General features: G+C 62.5%; 15 protein-coding genes. 8 read left to right on the top strand and 7 right to left on the bottom strand.

Going from position 1 to position 16,169, the window contains the following annotated elements:
- Positions 1-180: 180 nt before the first annotated feature.
- From B9N88_RS21405 to B9N88_RS21385, 5 genes are all read right to left on the bottom strand, one after another.
- Positions 181-1,341: a gamma-butyrobetaine dioxygenase gene (locus B9N88_RS21405; protein WP_027606012.1), complete on the bottom strand. Its 1,161-nt coding sequence runs from the start codon at positions 1,339-1,341 to the stop codon at positions 181-183.
- Between the two features lie 9 nt (positions 1,342-1,350).
- Entirely contained in the window at positions 1,351-1,827 is a 477-nt protein-coding gene (locus B9N88_RS21400; protein ID WP_027606011.1) for a thioesterase family protein, read from the bottom strand.
- 13 nt (positions 1,828-1,840) lie between these two features.
- Positions 1,841-2,806, bottom strand: a complete 966-nt coding sequence (locus tag B9N88_RS21395; RefSeq protein ID WP_027606010.1) for an L-carnitine dehydrogenase — start codon at positions 2,804-2,806, stop codon at positions 1,841-1,843.
- A 70-nt stretch (positions 2,807-2,876) separates the two neighbouring features.
- Positions 2,877-3,764, bottom strand: a complete 888-nt coding sequence (locus B9N88_RS21390) for a 3-dehydrocarnitine:acetyl-CoA trimethylamine transferase CdhC (RefSeq protein WP_027606009.1) — start codon at positions 3,762-3,764, stop codon at positions 2,877-2,879.
- 74 nt (positions 3,765-3,838) lie between these two features.
- Positions 3,839-4,783: a choline ABC transporter substrate-binding protein gene (locus B9N88_RS21385; protein WP_027606008.1), complete on the bottom strand. Its 945-nt coding sequence runs from the start codon at positions 4,781-4,783 to the stop codon at positions 3,839-3,841.
- A gap of 193 nt (positions 4,784-4,976) precedes the next feature.
- Here B9N88_RS21385 and B9N88_RS21380 point away from each other — a divergent pair, with 193 nt between their 5' ends.
- Together B9N88_RS21380 and B9N88_RS21375 are read left to right on the top strand one after the other, a co-directional pair.
- Complete coding sequence (locus tag B9N88_RS21380; RefSeq protein WP_027606007.1) at positions 4,977-5,921, top strand: GlxA family transcriptional regulator; 945 nt, start codon at positions 4,977-4,979, stop codon at positions 5,919-5,921.
- Positions 5,922-5,989: 68 nt separating this feature from the next.
- The gene (locus B9N88_RS21375) at positions 5,990-7,168 is read left to right on the top strand and encodes an AAA family ATPase (protein ID WP_027606006.1); all 1,179 of its coding nucleotides are present in this window, start codon (positions 5,990-5,992) and stop codon (positions 7,166-7,168) included.
- Positions 7,169-7,287: 119 nt separating this feature from the next.
- Here B9N88_RS21375 and B9N88_RS21370 read toward each other — a convergent pair whose 3' ends face one another.
- Complete coding sequence (locus B9N88_RS21370; RefSeq protein ID WP_027606005.1) at positions 7,288-7,704, bottom strand: DUF3010 family protein; 417 nt, start codon at positions 7,702-7,704, stop codon at positions 7,288-7,290.
- Positions 7,705-7,744: 40 nt separating this feature from the next.
- Entirely contained in the window at positions 7,745-8,146 is a 402-nt protein-coding gene (locus B9N88_RS21365) for a lysozyme inhibitor LprI family protein (protein ID WP_027606004.1), read from the bottom strand.
- Between the two features lie 221 nt (positions 8,147-8,367).
- Between B9N88_RS21365 and B9N88_RS21360 the strand changes: the two genes are divergently transcribed.
- The 6 genes from B9N88_RS21360 (at position 8,368) to B9N88_RS21335 (ending at position 16,105) form a co-directional block, all read left to right on the top strand.
- Complete coding sequence (locus B9N88_RS21360; RefSeq protein WP_027606003.1) at positions 8,368-9,345, top strand: dipeptidase; 978 nt, start codon at positions 8,368-8,370, stop codon at positions 9,343-9,345.
- 52 nt (positions 9,346-9,397) lie between these two features.
- Positions 9,398-9,928: a DUF5943 domain-containing protein gene (locus B9N88_RS21355; protein WP_027606002.1), complete on the top strand. Its 531-nt coding sequence runs from the start codon at positions 9,398-9,400 to the stop codon at positions 9,926-9,928.
- Positions 9,929-9,943: 15 nt separating this feature from the next.
- Positions 9,944-12,004 carry a dimethylglycine demethylation protein DgcA gene (gene dgcA / locus B9N88_RS21350; protein ID WP_027606001.1) on the top strand — a complete coding sequence of 687 codons (2,061 nt, stop codon included), beginning with the start codon at positions 9,944-9,946 and terminating at the stop codon, positions 12,002-12,004.
- Between the two features lie 156 nt (positions 12,005-12,160).
- Complete coding sequence (gene dgcB, locus B9N88_RS21345; RefSeq protein ID WP_027606000.1) at positions 12,161-14,104, top strand: dimethylglycine demethylation protein DgcB; 1,944 nt, start codon at positions 12,161-12,163, stop codon at positions 14,102-14,104.
- The gene (locus tag B9N88_RS21340; protein ID WP_027605999.1) at positions 14,104-15,324 is read left to right on the top strand and encodes an electron transfer flavoprotein subunit alpha; all 1,221 of its coding nucleotides are present in this window, start codon (positions 14,104-14,106) and stop codon (positions 15,322-15,324) included. The genes dgcB and B9N88_RS21340 overlap by 1 nt, the downstream gene beginning before the upstream one ends.
- Before the next feature lie 10 nt (positions 15,325-15,334).
- Positions 15,335-16,105, top strand: coding sequence for an electron transfer flavoprotein subunit beta (locus B9N88_RS21335; protein ID WP_027605998.1), 771 nt, complete (start codon positions 15,335-15,337; stop codon positions 16,103-16,105).
- The last annotated feature ends 64 nt before the right edge of the window (positions 16,106-16,169 follow it).

The raw sequence follows: 16,169 nt of genomic DNA, 5'->3' as shown, positions 1-16,169 counted from the left end.
AGGGCAGAATGCACGAATGGCTCAGATGGCTATGAGCGTGTCGTTTTCGGGCCATTTACCCACTGAAGTAATAGGCACACTGTCCATCAGCAAGCAGCTTGAAGGTTTGGTCACCCTCGGGATGTACGGCTCACACAAGGCACTCTGCCCCGATCCAGTCACGGCTGGACCGGGGCTTTTTTAGCGCTGCAGCACCAGGATTCGTGAAAGCAGTTCGTCCCGGTCGATATAGCAACCCTGAAAGTGCCGCGCCCCGGAGGTGGGATCAAACGCATTGCGCGCATGCAACGTGCGGCGGTTATCGAAGCACCACAGCTCGCCCGGGTCCAGGCGCTTGACCAGCCGAAAGCGCGCCTCGCGCGTCATCGCGATAAAGCGTCGATAAGCCCGATACAGCAACGGCATCTGCGCCACCGACGTCTCGAACGGCCCACGCAAAAAGTTGGCCATGCGAATCTCTGCCACATCCCCCAAGGCGTCCAATGCGATGATCGGCGCGAGGCGACGATAGTCGCTGTGGCGGTCTTTGTTGCGAAACTCCACGGGTATTTCACACAAGGCACGAAACGCTTCGGGATCTTCCTCGCGCAGGGCATTGGCGATGGCAAACCCATCGACAAAAATACTTTCGCCCCCGTCGGCATCGTTGACCAGGCAATGCAGGAATTGCAGCCCCGGTTGCAGCTCCCGGGTCGGCAAATCACTGTGCAAGGGCAGGTTGAAAGCGGTGTAGGCATTGCTGTCGGCATCGGCCTTGGATTGCACGTTGAACAGCACGCCGAAATTGCTCTCGCGGATAAATGAAATACGCTGGGCGACACGCGCCAGGGAGCCGGGTTCGGTGGGTACGCCGCGCATTTGCGTCAGGCCCGCGTCACGCAAGGCCAGCAGCCATTGCAGCAGCGCCGCAGGGTCTTGCATGACCGCCGCGTAGTCGAATATAGGCAGTTCGAAGGTGTTGTCCCAGAGCCGCGATTTTGCTTTCGCCGCCCGGCGTTCGGCGCGGGATTCATCGTCGTAGGCATGGGCCCGCAGCCAGCCGGGATCGTACCGGCTGCGATGACCGCCGTGCCATTCCACGCTGAGGAGGCCCTGGTCGATACGCACGCTGATGGCGCCGAGGTTTTCATCCACATCGACAATTTCCAGCACTTGCTCGCGGGTCACGCTGTACACGCATTGCGTGCACGGGCAGTTGTCCCGCAGCCACTGATGGTGAAACGGGCTGACCCGACCATCGGCCCATATCACGCGAACCTGATCGTCCAGCACCTGTGCATCGGCGAGGTCGCAGAGTTTCGGGTAAGTACGGAAATCGGCAACAGCGGCGGCGGTTTGCATGATGGCTCCTTATTTTTTCGGGGGCAGTCCAATCACTCGGCCGAGGAGGGCGGGCCTTGGCAGGTCGGCTTGCTCAGCGCTGATCGCAATGAGTTTCTCCAATGTCGCCTCGGCAAACGGGGCCGAATGCGGACCGGCCAGGTCGACGTGCAGCAGCATCTGTTCGTTGCCGGCCAGTTCTTTCTCATCGCCCACTAAATGCAGGCTGTGATAAAGGTGCAGGCGCTTGGCATCGTGGGCGATCAGTTGCGTGTGCACCTCCACTTCGGCACCGAGTTTCACTTCGTGCAGGTAGTTCAGGTGCAGTTCCAGGGTGAACAGCGAATGGCCGCTGGCTTCGCGGTTTTCGCTGTCCAGGCCGAGGGTGTCCATCAGCGCGTCGGTGGCGTAGCTGAAGATCAGCAGGTAGAACGCGTCGCGCAGGTGGCCGTTGTAGTCCACCCAGTCGGCAAGGACTGGGGTGGTGTAGGTGGTCAGTGCAGGCATGGTGAGGGTTCCGTTATTCGGCGAAGGTCATGCCGTGCTTGGCTTTGGTGGTTTTCACCGCTTCCAGCACCGCCAGCAGGCAATCATCACGATAGCGTTCCAGCGCCGAAATGCTGTGTTTGCCCAGCTGGTCGCTGGTGCCATCGACCACATCGTCGATCAACTTGTCGGTCAGCTCCGGAGCCGGCAGGTAGGTCCACGGCAATTGCAACGCCGGGCCGAACTGCGCCATGAAGTGGCGCATGCCCGCATCGCCACCCGCCAGGGTGTAGGTGAGGAAGGTGCCCATGAACGACCAGCGCAGGCCGGCGCCAAAGCGGATGGCATCGTCGATCTCGCCAGTGGTGGCCACGCCGTCATTGACCAGGTGCAACGCCTCGCGCCACAGGGCTTCGAGCAAGCGGTCGGCGATAAACCCGGGGACCTCCTTGCGCACATGCAGCGGGCGCATGCCGAGGGATTCATACACCTTGATCGCGGCCTGGATCGCTTCCGGCGCGGTGTGCTTGCCGCCGACCACTTCCACCAGCGGCAGCAGATAGACCGGGTTGAACGGATGGCCGACCACACAGCGTTCCGGATGGGTCGAGCCCTCGTAGAACTCACTCGGCAACAGCCCCGAGGTACTTGAACCGATCAATGCATCGGGCTTGGCCGCGGCGCTGATCCTGCTGTGCAATTCCAGCTTCAGTTCCAGGCGTTCCGGGGCGCTTTCCTGGATGAAGTCGGCGTCTTTCACGCATTCTTCGATGGTGGCCACAAAGCGCAGGCGGTCTTGGGATGCGCCGGGTGCCAGGCCCTGTTTTTCCAGGGCGCCCCAGGCATTGGAGACGCGCTTGCGCAGCGCCGCTTCGGCACCCGGCGCCGGGTCCCAGGCCACCACATCCAGGCCGTGGGCCAGCGCGCGGGACACCCAGCCGCTGCCGATGACACCGCTGCCCAGGGCGGCGAAGGTTTTGATCTCAGTGATAAAGCGCATGGCAAATTCCTAGAGCGTTCGGTGGTTCCCTGTGGGAGGGGGCAAGCTCCTCCCACATTTTTTGATTCGGTTAGCCGCGTTTGGTAAGGCCCATCTTGATGCGACCCTCCGCCGGGGTCATGACCCGCGCGCCCAGGCGGCTGAGGATTTCGCCGGCGCGTTCCACCAGTTGGCCGTTGGTGGCGAGTACGCCCTTGTCCAGCCACAGGTTGTCCTCCAGGCCGACCCGTACGTTGCCGCCCAGCAGCACCGCCTGCGCGGCCATGGGCATTTGCATGCGGCCGATCCCGAACCCGGCCCACACCGCGTCGGCCGGCAGGTTGTCGACCATGGCCTTCATGGTGGTGGTGTCGGCCGGCGCGCCCCATGGGATGCCCAGGCACAGTTGGAACAGCGGGTTGTCGAGCAGGCCTTCCTTGATCATCTGCTTGGCGAACCACAGGTGGCCGGTGTCGAAGATTTCCAGCTCGGCCTTCACGCCCAGTTCCTGGATGCGCTTGGCGCCCGCACGCAACTGCGCCGGGGTGGAGACGTAAATCGTGTCGCCATCGCCGAAGTTCAGGGTGCCGCAGTCCAGGGTGCAGATTTCTGGCAGCAGCTCTTCCACATGGGCCAGGCGGGTCAGCGGGCCGACCAGGTCGGTATTGGGACCGAATTCCATCGGGTGCTCGCCGCCGCCGATCTCCAGGTCGCCGCCCATGCCGGCGGTGAGGTTGACGATGATGTCGATGTCGGCCTCACGGATGCGCTCCATCACCTCGCGGTACAGGGCGACGTCGCGGCTGAACTTGCCGGTCTCGGGGTCGCGCACATGGCAGTGCACCACGGTGGCGCCCGCCTTGGCGGCTTCCACCGCAGCGGCGGCGATTTGCTTGGGGGTGACCGGCACGTGTGGGCTTCTGGCGGTCGTGTCGCCAGCACCGGTGAGTGCGCAGGTGATGATGACGTCGTGGTTCATGAGGCAGGTTCCTTACAGGCGTGGTGATGCCGTTCGCGGTCGGTAGTGACCGCGAAACGGTGATTCGAAGAAGGTTATTTGCTGGTCAATTGCAGGTTGGCCGCCGCCGGTTTGCCGTCGAAGGTGGTCACGCCTTCGAGCCAGCGCGCCTGGTCCTGGGGGTGATCCTTGAGCCACTGCCTGGCGGACTCGAGGGCATCCTTGTGATCCAGCAACGGCTGCATCATCCGGCTCTCGTCGGCGGCGGTGAAGGTCAGGTTGGTCAACAGCTTGTGCACGTTGGGGCACTGTTCGGCGTAGGTCGGCGCGGTGACCGTCCACACGCTGGCCATGCCTTCGTTCGGGCCCAGGGCGTCGTCGCTGCCGGTGAGGTAGGTCATCGCGATATTGACGTTCATCGGGTGCGGCGCCCAGCCGAAGAACACCACGGCTTCCTTGCGGCGTACCGCACGGTCCACGGCGGCGAGCATGCCGGCCTCGCTGGATTCCACCAGTTGGAACTTGCCCAGGCCGAACTGGTTCTTGGCGATCATTGCCTTGATCTGGGTGTTGGCCCCCGAGCCCGGCTCGATGCCGTAGATCTTGCCGCCCAGCTCCTTCTCGAATTTGGCGATGTCGGCAAAGGTCTTCAGGCCTTTGTCCGCCAGGTAAGTCGGCACCGCGAGGGTCGCGCGGGCGTCTTCCAGGCTGGGTTTGTCGAGGACTTTGATTTGCTTGGCGTCGACGAACGGCGTGATGGTCTGGGTCATCAGCGGGTTCCAGTAGCCGAGGAACAGGTCCAGGCGCTGGTCACGGATACCGGCGAAGATGATTTGCTGGGAGGCGCTGGTTTGTTTGGTCTTGTAGCCGAGGCCGTCGAGCAGCACTTGGGTCATGGCGCTGGTGGCGATGACGTCGGTCCAGTTCACCACGCCCATGCGCACGTTCTGGCAGGATGCCGCGTCGGCAGCCCATACGTTCGTGCTCAAGATGGCGCTGGCGCTGAGTGCAAGCACGCAGCGGCGAATCAGTCGGTTCATGGTGGATCCCTCGGCAGGTCGTTATTGTGGGGGCCGGCGTCTTTGTGCGCCGTGAGGCCAAGTTACGTAGCTTTGGAGGCGACAAAACGCACGGCGGCGACCAGCTCTTGCACTGCAGCGACCTGCCCCCTTGAATCCACCCGAGAACGGGAGTATCACAGTGCCACGCTGCCCGTCCTACGAGAGCGCCACCATGTCCCAGGATTTCTACTTTCTGCTGATGCCGGGGTTCTCGGCCATCGGTTTTATTTCTGCACTGGAACCTTTACGCGTGGCCAACCGCTTTCGTGGCGAGTTGTACCGCTGGCATGTGCTGAGCGCCGATGGCGGCGCGGTGCTGGCGAGCAATGGCATGTCGGTCAACGCCGACGCCGCGCTGGAACCGCTGAAAAAGGGTGCGACGCTGTTGGTGGTGGCCGGCTTCGAACCGCTGCAGTTCGCCACGCCGGCGCTGGAGCACTGGCTGCGCCGTCTGGACCATGACGGCGTGACCCTCGGCGCCATCGACACCGGCGCCTGCGTGCTCGCCGAAGCCGGCCTGCTCGACGGTCATCGCCTGACCCTGCACTGGGAAGCCATCGATGCCTTCAAGGAGTCGTACCCGCACCTGAGCGTGACCCAGGAACTGTTCGAAATCGACCGCCGCCGCATCACCTGCGCCGGCGGTACCGCCTCCATCGACCTGATGCTCGACCTGATCGCCCAGGCCCACGGCGCCGACCTGGCGATCCAGGTCTCCGAACAGTTCGTACTCGGCCGCATCCGCCCGCGCAAGGACCACCAGCGCATGCAGATCGCCACGCGCTACGGCATCAACAACAAGAAGCTGGTGCAAGTGATCGGCGAGATGGAGCAGCACACCGAACCGCCCCTGAGCACCTTGGCGTTGGCCGACGCGATCAAAGTTACCCGGCGCCAGTTGGAGCGTCTGTTTCGCCTGCATTTGAACGATACCCCGAGCAACTTCTACCTTGGCCTGCGCCTGGAAAAAGCCCGGCAGCTGCTGCGCCAGAGCGATATGAGCGTGCTGGAGGTGAGCATTGCCTGCGGGTTCGAGTCGCCGTCGTATTTCACCCGGAGTTATCGGGCGAGGTTTGCCAAGTGTCCGAGGGAGGATCGGCGACGGGAGGTGGTTTGACGAACAATTATAGTGAATTATACTCATCACTATAATTTATAGTTGTTTTCATAATTGAGTATAAATCCATGTCCAAGCACAGCGGCTTCGTGTTCCGTCGCCCCGCCCTGGCAAGCAGTATTGCCGATGGCCTGGTGGGCGCCGGTATTCAGGATTTCACCTCTGGCCTGTTCCTCGCGGCGCCCCGTCGCACCGGCAAAAGCACTTTCCTGCGCGAAGACCTGATTCCGGAATGTCAGCTCCGGGGCTGGCTGGCGGTGTATGTGGATCTCTGGGCTGACAAGGAGAAAGATCCTGCGGAGTTGATTGCCAGTGCTATTGCGGCTGCCCTGGTTCCCTATGAAAAGGGCATCCGCAAACTGGCCAAGAATATTGGCATCGAGAAACTGAGCTTTCTGCGGACGCTCTCCTGGGACTTTACCCAGCCACAATTGCCTGTCGGTGCGACGCTGACCCAAGCCCTGGAATTGCTCCACAGTGCTGCAGAAAAACCCGTTGTGCTGGTGATTGACGAAGCGCAGCACGCCTTGACCACCGAGTCGGGTATCAATGCGATGTTCGCGTTGAAGGCTGCCCGGGATCAGCTCAACCAGGGCCGTGACGAAGAGGGCAGCGGCTTGCGCCTGGTGTTTACCGGTTCCAATCGCGACAAACTCGCCCATTTGGTATTGGGTAAAAGCCAGCCGTTCTTCGGTTCCAGCATCACGCCGTTTCCGCTGCTGGGTAAAGAGTTCACCCAAGCCTACACTGTGCACCTCAACGCGCACCTGGCCGAGACCAACCAGTTCAACGCGGCTGATATTGATGAGGCGTTTGAGCTGGTAGGCCGGCGTCCCGAGATGTTGCGCACGATCATCGGTGAAGTCGCGTTGGAACTGGGCGAGGCGAGCAATCTGGGCCAATTGCTGCACAGTCGCGCCGAACTGCTGCGCGCGGGTGTATGGACCGAGTTCGAAAGCGCCTGGAACGCCCTGACCATCCCGCAGCGCGCCGTGCTGGAGGTGATGGTGGAGCGCTCCCAGAACAACGAACCCTTCGCGCCCTTCACCGACAGCACCCTCACGGCTGTCAGCAAGGCGCTGGAAGCCATGGGCAGTGACGTGGTGCCGGGTACCCAGACCGTCCAGGCCTGCATCGATGCCTTGCGCGACAAGGAGTTGGTGTGGAAGTCGGGCCGCGGTGGTTATGCCCTGGAAGACAAGTCGTTCGGGGATTGGCTGCGGCACAAGCGCCATACACCCCACTGAAAACACCCCACATCTAATGTGGGGGCTTGCTCCCGATGACGGACTGTCAGTTGATACAGCTTTGGCTGACTCACCGCTATCGGGGGCAAGCCCCCTCCCACATAGGATTGTGGTGTAGCTTACTTCTTCAGCAGTGCCGAACACGCCGCCTTGAAGGCCTCATGCTGATATTTGTTCAACGTCGCCGGCAGTTCAAAGTTGTGCTTCTTGTTCTGCGCATTGATGGTCTGCGGCGACAGCAACGTCACCTCAACCCCCTCCAGCAGTTGAAACACCCCTTCAATCTTGAACGTGGTCGGGCCACCGGCGAATTCGCCTTTTTTGCTGCGCTTCTTGATCGCGATGCGAGTGACGGCGTTGGCCTGCACGAAGGCCTTCACCTGGGCGGCAAAGGCTTTGACGTTGGCCGCTTCATCATCGTCTTCAAGGGCGATTTTCTTGGTAGCCAGGGCGACGTGGCCCAGCGCCTGGTTGTCCAGGGAGGCGACAGCGATGATGGCTTCGCTGCCTTTGATTTCGATGCCACAGATAGTCATGAAGGGCCTTGGTTCAAAGAGAAAGTGGCGGGATTGTCGCTTATTCCTGCCCAATCGACTCCAGAAACTCCGACCGCTCATCACTCATCCGCGCCAGGCAGTCATTTTGCGCAATCGCATAGGCTTTGGTGCCGGTCACTGCCGGGAAGGTGTCCACCGCGCAGTCGGCGTCACGCAGTTTTTCCCATTTCTGCTGGGCATCCTTCAGACGAGCGGTAATGTCGGCGAGCTTGGTCTTGTCGCTGCCATAGGTGGAATGCATGCGTTCCAGCAGGCCTTGATAATTATCCTTGAGCAATTGCTCGGCAGTGGTTTTGTTATAGGTGGCGCATTCCAGGGTTTGCTTGTCGTTTTCGATGCCATCGCACGGCGTGCTGTCGGTGTCTTCGGCCGCGTGGACGCCGGTTGCGATGAGTGCCAAAGCCAGGAAAATCGATTTCATTGCGCCGTCTCATATCAGGTGATGCGGGAATTCTGGCTCAAGCGTAAGACAAATAACAGCCGCCAGTCAGACCACTCATAACAGCCTTTGTCGTGGATTGACGCTTTCGGCAATTCCCCTGTCGTTTTTGCACCCGGCTCGGTCGGCCCCTGGGCATATGCTGGCCCCAAAGCGCCGGCAGACGATTCGGCGCATGAATCGCCAAAATAAGGGGACGCCTGATGAGCCCAGCCGAATTGCACGCCGACAGCATCGTTATCGACGGGCTGATCATTGCCAAGTGGAACCGCGACCTGTTCGAGGACATGCGCAAAGGTGGCCTCACCGCCGCGAACTGCACCGTGTCGGTGTGGGAAGGGTTCCAGGCCACGATCAACAACATCGTCGCCAGCCAGGCCCTGATCCGCGAGAACAGCGACCTGGTGATCCCGGTGAAAACCACCGCCGACATCCGCAAGGCCAAGGAACAGGGCAAGACCGGCATCATCTTCGGCTTCCAGAACGCCCATGCATTTGAAGACCAGCTCGGGTATGTGGAGATCTTCAAGCAGCTCGGCGTCGGTGTGGTGCAGATGTGCTACAACACCCAGAACCTGGTCGGCACCGGTTGCTACGAGCGCGACGGCGGCCTGTCGGGCTTCGGGCGCGAGATCGTCGCCGAGATGAACCGCGTCGGCATCATGTGCGACCTGTCCCACGTCGGCTCCAAGACCAGCGAAGAAGTCATCCTCGAATCGAAAAAACCGGTGTGCTACTCCCACTGCCTGCCGTCCGGCCTTAAAGAACACCCGCGCAACAAGTCCGATGAAGAGCTGAAGTTCATCGCCGACCACGGCGGTTTTGTCGGCGTGACCATGTTCGCGCCGTTCCTGGCCAAGGGCATCGATTCGACCATCGACGACTACGCCGAAGCCATCGAATACACCATGAATATCGTCGGCGAGGACGCCATCGGCATCGGCACCGACTTCACCCAGGGCCATGGCCAGGATTTCTTTGAAATGCTGACCCATGACAAGGGCTACGCCCGCCGCCTGACCAGCTTCGGCAAGATCATCAACCCGCTGGGCATCCGCACCGTCGGCGAGTTCCCCAACCTGACAGAGACCCTGCTCAAGCGCGGCCACCCCGAGCGTGTGGTGCGCAAGATCATGGGCGAGAACTGGGTCAACGTCTTGAAGGACGTTTGGGGCGAATAAGCCAAGCACCCACGGGCAACATCACAACGAATTTTTCTGGAGTTAAGTTTCCATGGCCAAGATCGCCCCGCAATTGCCTATTGAAGTCGACAGCGAAACCGGTGTCTGGACGTCCGACGCCCTGCCGATGCTGTACGTGCCGCGTCATTTCTTCGTCAACAACCACATGGGCATCGAAGAAGTGCTGGGCGCCGAGGCCTACGCCGAGATCCTCTACAAGGCCGGCTACAAATCCGCCTGGCACTGGTGCGAGAAAGAAGCTGAATGCCATGGCCTGGAAGGCGTCGCGGTGTTCGAGCACTACATGAAGCGCCTGTCGCAACGCGGCTGGGGCCTGTTCAAGATCCAGGACATCGACCTGGATAAAGGCACCGCCAGCGTCAAGCTCGAACACTCGGCCTTCGTCTATGTGTACGGCAAGGTCGGGCGCAAGGTCGACTACATGTTCACCGGCTGGTTTGCCGGCGCCATGGACCAGATTCTGCAAGCCCGTGGCAGCCAGATCCGCACCGTGGCCGAACAAGTCTACGGAGGCTCCGAAGAGGGCCACGATGACGGCTTGTTCACCGTCAAGCCGTTGTAAGCCGAGGACCGTGCCATGGCTTTCGAAGCAATGTTCCAGCCGATCCAGATCGGCAAACTGACCATCCGCAACCGCGTGCTCAGTACCGCCCACGCCGAGGTGTATGCCACCGACGGCGGCATGACCACCGACCGCTATGTGAAGTACTACGAAGAGAAAGCCAAGGGCGGTATCGGCCTGGCGATCTGCGGCGGTTCCTCGGTGGTCGCCATCGACAGCCCCCAGGAATGGTGGAGCTCGGTGAACCTGTCCACCGACCGCATCATCCCGCACTTCCAGAACCTGGCGGATGCCATGCACAAGCATGGCGCCAAGATCATGATCCAGATTACCCACATGGGCCGTCGCTCCCGTTGGGATGGCTTTAACTGGCCGACCCTGATGTCGCCGTCCGGCGTGCGCGAGCCGGTGCACCGTGCCACCTGCAAGACCATCGAGCCGGAAGAAATCTGGCGCGTGATCGGCAACTACGCCCAGGCCGCGCGGCGTGCCAAGGCCGGTGGCCTGGACGGTGTGGAACTGTCCGCCGTGCACCAGCACATGATCGACCAGTTCTGGAGCCCACGGGTCAACAAGCGTACCGACGAGTGGGGCGGCACCTTCGAAGGCCGCATGAAGTTCGGCCTCGAAGTGTTGAAGGCCGTGCGTGCCGAAGTCGGTGACGACTTCTGCGTGGGCATGCGCCTGTGCGGTGACGAGTTCCATCCGGACGGCCTGTCCCACGAGGACATGAAGCAGATCGCCAAGTATTACGACGACACCGGCATGCTCGATTTCATCGGCGTGGTGGGCTCGGGTTGCGACACCCACAACACCCTGGCCAACGTGATCCCCAACATGAGCTATCCGCCGGAGCCGTTCCTGCACCTGGCGGCCGGTATCAAGGAAGTGGTCAAGGTTCCGGTGCTGCACGCACAGAACATCAAGGACCCGAACCAGGCCACGCGCATCCTCGAAGGCGGCTATGTGGACATGGTCGGCATGACCCGTGCGCACATCGCCGACCCGCACCTGATCGCCAAGATCAAGATGGGCCAGATCGACCAGATCAAACAGTGCGTCGGCGCCAACTATTGCATCGACCGCCAGTACCAGGGCCTGGATGTGCTGTGCATCCAGAACGCCGCGACGTCCCGTGAGTACATGGGCGTGCCGCATATCATCGAGAAGTCCACCGGGCCGAAACGCAAGGTGGTGGTGGTCGGTGCCGGCCCTGCCGGGATGGAAGCCGCGCGGGTGGCCGCCGAACGTGGCCACGACGTGACCCTGTTCGAGAAGAAAGAATTTATCGGCGGGCAAATCACCACCGCCTCCAAGGCGCCGCAACGCGACCAGATCGCCGGTATCACCCGCTGGTTCCAGCTGGAGCTGGCGCGTTTGAAAGTCGACCTGCGCCTGGGCGTGGCCGCCGATGCCGAGACCATCCTGGACCTGCGTCCGGACGTGGTGGTGCTGGCGGTCGGCGGGCATCCGTTTATCGAACAGAACGAACACTGGGGTGCCGCCGAAGGCCTGGTGGTGAGCAGCTGGGACGTGCTCGACGGCAAGGTCGCACCGGGCAAGAACGTGTTGGTGTACGACACCATTTGCGAATTCACCGGCATGTCGGTGGCGGACTTCCTGGCCGACAAAGGCTGCCAGGTGGAAATCGTCACCGATGACATCAAGCCGGGCGTAGCCATCGGCGGTACGTCGTTCCCGACCTACTACCGCAGCATGTACCCCAAGGAAGTGATCATGACCGGCGACATGATGCTGGAAAAGGTCTACCGCGAGGGCGACAAGCTGGTGGCGGTGCTGGAGAACGAATACACCGGCGCCAAAGAGGAGCGGGTAGTGGACCAGGTGGTGGTGGAAAACGGCGTGCGTCCGGACGAAGCCATTTACTACGGGCTCAAGGAAGGTTCGCGCAACAAGGGCCAGATCGACGTCGAAGCCCTGTTCGCGATCAAGCCGCAGCCGTGCCTGAGCGAGACGGGCGAGGGGTACTTGCTGTTCCGCATCGGTGACTGTGTGGCGCAGCGCAATACCCACGCTGCCATCTACGACGCCCTGCGCCTGTGCAAAGACTTTTGATGAGGTGAACGCGGTCAAATGTGGGAGGGGGCTTGCCCCCGATAGCGGTGGTTCAGCGACAACTGTACCAACTGACAGTCCGCCATCGGGAGCAAGCCCCCTCCCACATTCGGGCCAGTTTCACAGTAGACCTGTGCGGTCTGTGGGAGCTTCACCATGTTGAACACCTTGCTGCCTATTCTCTTATTTACCGCCCTGGGCCTTGCCGTCCTCGGCGCCCTGCGCCGTGTGAACATGTGGCGCCGCGGCCGAGCCTCCAAGGTCGACCTGCTGGGCGGCCTGCTGGCCATGCCCAAGCGCTACATGGTCGACCTGCACCACGTGGTCGCCCGCGACAAATACATCGCCAACACCCACGTCGCCACGGCCCTGGGCTTTGTGCTGTCGGCGCTGCTGGCAATCCTGGTGCACGGCTTCGGCCTGCATAACCGTATCCTCGGCTACGCCTTGCTGCTGGCGTCAGTGTTGATGTTTGTCGGCGCCACCTTCGTTTACCTGCGGCGGCGCAATCCACCGTCGCGCCTGTCCAAGGGCCCGTGGATGCGCCTGCCGAAAAGCCTGATGGCGTTCTCGGTGAGTTTCTTCCTGGTGACGCTGCCGGTGGCGGGGATCCTGCCCGCCGACTTCGGTGGCTGGCTGCTGGCCGCGCTGCTGAGTGTGGGTGTGCTGTGGGGCGTGTCCGAGATGTTCTTCGGCATGACCTGGGGCGGCCCGATGAAACACGCCTTCGCCGGTGCCCTGCACCTGGCCTGGCACCGTCGCGCCGAACGCTTTGGCGGTGGTCGTTCCACTGGTTTGAAACCCCTGGACCTGAGCGACAAGAGCGCGCCCCTGGGCGTGGAAAAACCCAAGGATTTCACCTGGAACCAACTGCTCGGTTTCGACGCCTGCGTGCAGTGCGGCAAGTGCGAAGCGGCGTGCCCGGCCTTCGCCGCCGGCCAGCCGCTGAACCCGAAAAAGCTGATCCAGGACATGGTGGTCGGCCTGGCCGGCGGCACCGATGCCAAGTTCGCCGGCAGCCCTTATCCAGGTAAACCGATTGGCGAGCACAGCGGCAACCCGCACCAGCCGATCGTCAACGGCCTGGTGGACGCCGAGACCCTGTGGTCGTGCACCACCTGCCGCGCCTGCGTGGAAGAGTGCCCGATGATGATCGAGCACGTCGACGCCATCGTCGACATGCGCCGCTACCTCACCCTGGAAAAAGGCGCGACCCCGAACAAGGGCGCCGAAGTCCTGGAAAACCTGATCGCCACTGACAACCCCGGCGGCTTTGCGCCGGGCGGTCGCCTGAACTGGGCGGCGGATCTGAACCTGCCACTGCTCAGCGAAAAAGGCAGTGCCGACGTGGTGTTCTGGGTCGGCGACGGTGCCTTCGACATGCGCAACCAGCGCACCCTGCGGGCGTTCGTCAAAGTGCTCAAGGCGGCCAAGGTCGACTTCGCCGTACTGGGCCTGGAAGAGCGCGACAGCGGTGACGTCGCACGGCGCCTGGGCGATGAAGCAACGTTCCAGCTGCTGGCCTCGCGCAATATCCAGACGCTGGCCAAGTACAGCTTCAAGCGCATCGTCACCTGCGATCCCCACAGCTTCCATGTGCTGAAAAACGAATACGGCGCCTTCAACGGCAACTATCTTGTGCAGCACCACAGCACCTTCATGGCCGAGCTGATCGGCGAAGGCGCGCTGAACCTGGGCCAGCACAAAGGCAACAGCGTGACCTACCACGACCCGTGCTACCTGGGCCGCTACAACGGTGAGTACGAGGCGCCGCGCCAAGTGCTGCGTGCCTTGGGCATCGAGGTCAAGGAGATGCAACGTTCGGGTTTCCGCTCACGCTGCTGCGGCGGCGGTGGCGGCGCGCCGATTACCGACATCCCCGGCAAGCAACGTATCCCCGATATGCGCATGGAAGACATCCGCGAGACCGGCGCCGAACTGGTAGCGGTCGGTTGCCCGCAATGCACCGCGATGCTCGAAGGTGTGGTTGAACCGCGCCCGTTGATCAAGGACATCGCCGAGCTGGTGGCCGATGCATTGCTGGAAGACGTCGCACCGGCCAAAGCTCCCAACAAGCGTGAACCTGCGGAGGTGCACTGATGAGCGACATTATCCGCCGCGACCCACGGGCCGAATGGATCGCCCGCAACCGCCTGCACCCGCTGCATGCGGCGATGCAGCCGCTGCAACACAGTTGGATGGGGCCTAACGGCGTCATCCGCAAGAACGTGCATGGTGTCGGTTTTATCGGCCCCAACGGCATCAAGCGCATCGACCGCAGCGGTGCCCAGCAGGGCGGTGCGGCCAAGCGTACGGCGGCGATTGAAGTGCAGTTGCCGCTGCATCAGGTGCCTGCGCCTGCGTTCTACATCAACGTAGTGCCGGACATGGTCGGTGGCCGCTTGAGCAGCCACGACCGCGACCTGCTCGGCCTGGCGCGGCAACTCGCCGGCAACGACGGCGCGGTGCTGGTGGTGGTGTTTGGCGAACACAAGGAAAGCGCGTTTGCCACGGCCGGTGTCGATCGCCTGCTGGTGCTCGACGGCCGCGAATTCGACGGTTATTCACCGGAGCAACGCGTGCAGGGTTTGCGCGCTGTGGATAACCAGTTCAACCCGCGCCACTGGTTGCTGCCCGACAGCCGCAGTGGTGGCGGCGAGTTGGGTCGGCGCTTTGCCGCCAGCCTCAAGGAACGCCCGGCCACTCGCGTCTGGCAGATCAAGGGCGATGAGTGCATCGGCCGCGCCGGTGCGGGCCGGGAAGACTTGGCGCGGCCGCTGCCACGCCTGATTCTGGCCGCCGCCGAATGCGCCGATCCGGTCAGCGACACACGCCATGAGGTGCTGCCCGTGGAGTTATCCACAAGCCTGGCGCGCAGCCTGCCGCGTATCGAGGATCTCGGTGCGGTGGCGGTGGACCCGGCGGCGATTCCCATGGCCGAGGCCGAGTTTATTTTCTCCGGCGGCAACGGCGTGAAGGACTGGGCGCTGTTCCACCAGACCGCCGCGGCATTGGGGGCCACCGAAGGCGCCTCGCGGGTGGCGGTGGACGATGGATTCATGGCCCGTGATCGCCAGGTCGGCGCCAGCGGTACCTGGGTGACGGCGCGGGTGTATGTGGCCGTGGGGATTTCCGGGGCGATCCAGCACCTGCAAGGCATTGGCGCCTGCGACAAGGTGGTGGCGATCAACCTCGACCCGGGCTGCGACATGATCAAGCGTGCCGACCTGTCGGTGATCGGCGAAAGCGCCGCGATTCTGCAAGCCTTGATCGCTGCGGTCGAGGCCTACCGCAACGGCGCCAAGCGCGATGCGGCTTGAGGACATGACCATGACCACGAATGTAATCAGCCTGGTGTCCATCGGCGCCCACCCCACCTCCGGCCGGCCACGCCGCGCCGAACAGGATGCGCGCGCCGTCGAACTGGGTCTGCAGATGGCTGGGGATAAGTTGCAGGTGCTGCACGCCGGCAACATCGCCGAACCGACCCTGCGCAGCTACCTGGGCATGGGCCTGCCACAGTTGCACGTGCTGGAACAACCGGAGGGCAGCGATGCGTTGCCGGTGCTCGGCGAGTACCTGCGCCACGCCGGTGCCCAGGTGGTGCTTGCCGGCAGCCAGGCCGAAACCGGTGAAGGCTCGGGCATGTTGCCGTTCCTGTTGGCCGAGCAATTGGGCTGGCCGCTGATTGTCGGGCTGGCCGAGGTGGAGTCCATCGACGGCGGTGTGGCCCATGTGCTGCAAGCCTTGCCCCGTGGGCAGCGCAGGCGCTTGAAGGTGCGCCTGCCATTCCTGGCGACGGTGGACAACGCCGCGCCCAAGCCTCGGCAGAGTGCCTACGGCCCGGCACAGCGCGGTGAGCTGGCGGCCCATGAGGTCGAGGTTGAAGACGATGAGTTATTCGCCAGCGCGCTGTTGCAACCGGCCAAGCCCCGGCCCAAGCGCCTCAAGGTGATCAAGGCCAAGAGCGGCGCCGACCGCATGAAAGCCGCCACCGCCAAGGCCAGTGGCGGCGGTGGGCAGGTGCTCAAGGGTGTGAGCGCCGAGGAAGGTGCCCAGGCAATCCTCAAGTTGCTCATAGAAGAAGGCGTCGTGCGCTAACCCACCAACACTGCAAAACAAATGTGGGAGGGGGCTTGCCCCCGATAGCGGTGCTTCAGTTAAA

This window comes from Pseudomonas sp. LAMO17WK12:I1 (assembly GCF_900177315.1).
Taxonomy (GTDB): Bacteria; Pseudomonadota; Gammaproteobacteria; order Pseudomonadales; family Pseudomonadaceae; genus Aquipseudomonas; species Aquipseudomonas marginalis.
The sequence above is the reverse complement of the archived record's forward strand: the minus strand, read 5'-3'. Positions and strand labels throughout refer to the sequence as shown.

Excerpts from the sequence above, each read along its gene's own strand:
- B9N88_RS21405 (WP_027606012.1), bottom strand. The coding sequence starts at position 1,341 with ATGCAAACCGCCGCCGCTGTTGCCGATTTCCGTACTTACCCGAAACTC.
- B9N88_RS21400 (WP_027606011.1), bottom strand. The coding sequence starts at position 1,827 with ATGCCTGCACTGACCACCTACACCACCCCAGTCCTTGCCGACTGGGTG.
- B9N88_RS21395 (WP_027606010.1), bottom strand. The coding sequence starts at position 2,806 with ATGCGCTTTATCACTGAGATCAAAACCTTCGCCGCCCTGGGCAGCGGT.
- B9N88_RS21390 (WP_027606009.1), bottom strand. The coding sequence starts at position 3,764 with ATGAACCACGACGTCATCATCACCTGCGCACTCACCGGTGCTGGCGAC.
- B9N88_RS21385 (WP_027606008.1), bottom strand. The coding sequence starts at position 4,783 with ATGAACCGACTGATTCGCCGCTGCGTGCTTGCACTCAGCGCCAGCGCC.
- B9N88_RS21380 (WP_027606007.1), top strand. The coding sequence starts at position 4,977 with ATGTCCCAGGATTTCTACTTTCTGCTGATGCCGGGGTTCTCGGCCATC.
- B9N88_RS21375 (WP_027606006.1), top strand. The coding sequence starts at position 5,990 with ATGTCCAAGCACAGCGGCTTCGTGTTCCGTCGCCCCGCCCTGGCAAGC.
- B9N88_RS21370 (WP_027606005.1), bottom strand. The coding sequence starts at position 7,704 with ATGACTATCTGTGGCATCGAAATCAAAGGCAGCGAAGCCATCATCGCT.
- B9N88_RS21365 (WP_027606004.1), bottom strand. The coding sequence starts at position 8,146 with ATGAAATCGATTTTCCTGGCTTTGGCACTCATCGCAACCGGCGTCCAC.
- B9N88_RS21360 (WP_027606003.1), top strand. The coding sequence starts at position 8,368 with ATGAGCCCAGCCGAATTGCACGCCGACAGCATCGTTATCGACGGGCTG.
- B9N88_RS21355 (WP_027606002.1), top strand. The coding sequence starts at position 9,398 with ATGGCCAAGATCGCCCCGCAATTGCCTATTGAAGTCGACAGCGAAACC.
- dgcA (WP_027606001.1), top strand. The coding sequence starts at position 9,944 with ATGGCTTTCGAAGCAATGTTCCAGCCGATCCAGATCGGCAAACTGACC.
- dgcB (WP_027606000.1), top strand. The coding sequence starts at position 12,161 with ATGTTGAACACCTTGCTGCCTATTCTCTTATTTACCGCCCTGGGCCTT.
- B9N88_RS21340 (WP_027605999.1), top strand. The coding sequence starts at position 14,104 with ATGAGCGACATTATCCGCCGCGACCCACGGGCCGAATGGATCGCCCGC.
- B9N88_RS21335 (WP_027605998.1), top strand. The coding sequence starts at position 15,335 with ATGACCACGAATGTAATCAGCCTGGTGTCCATCGGCGCCCACCCCACC.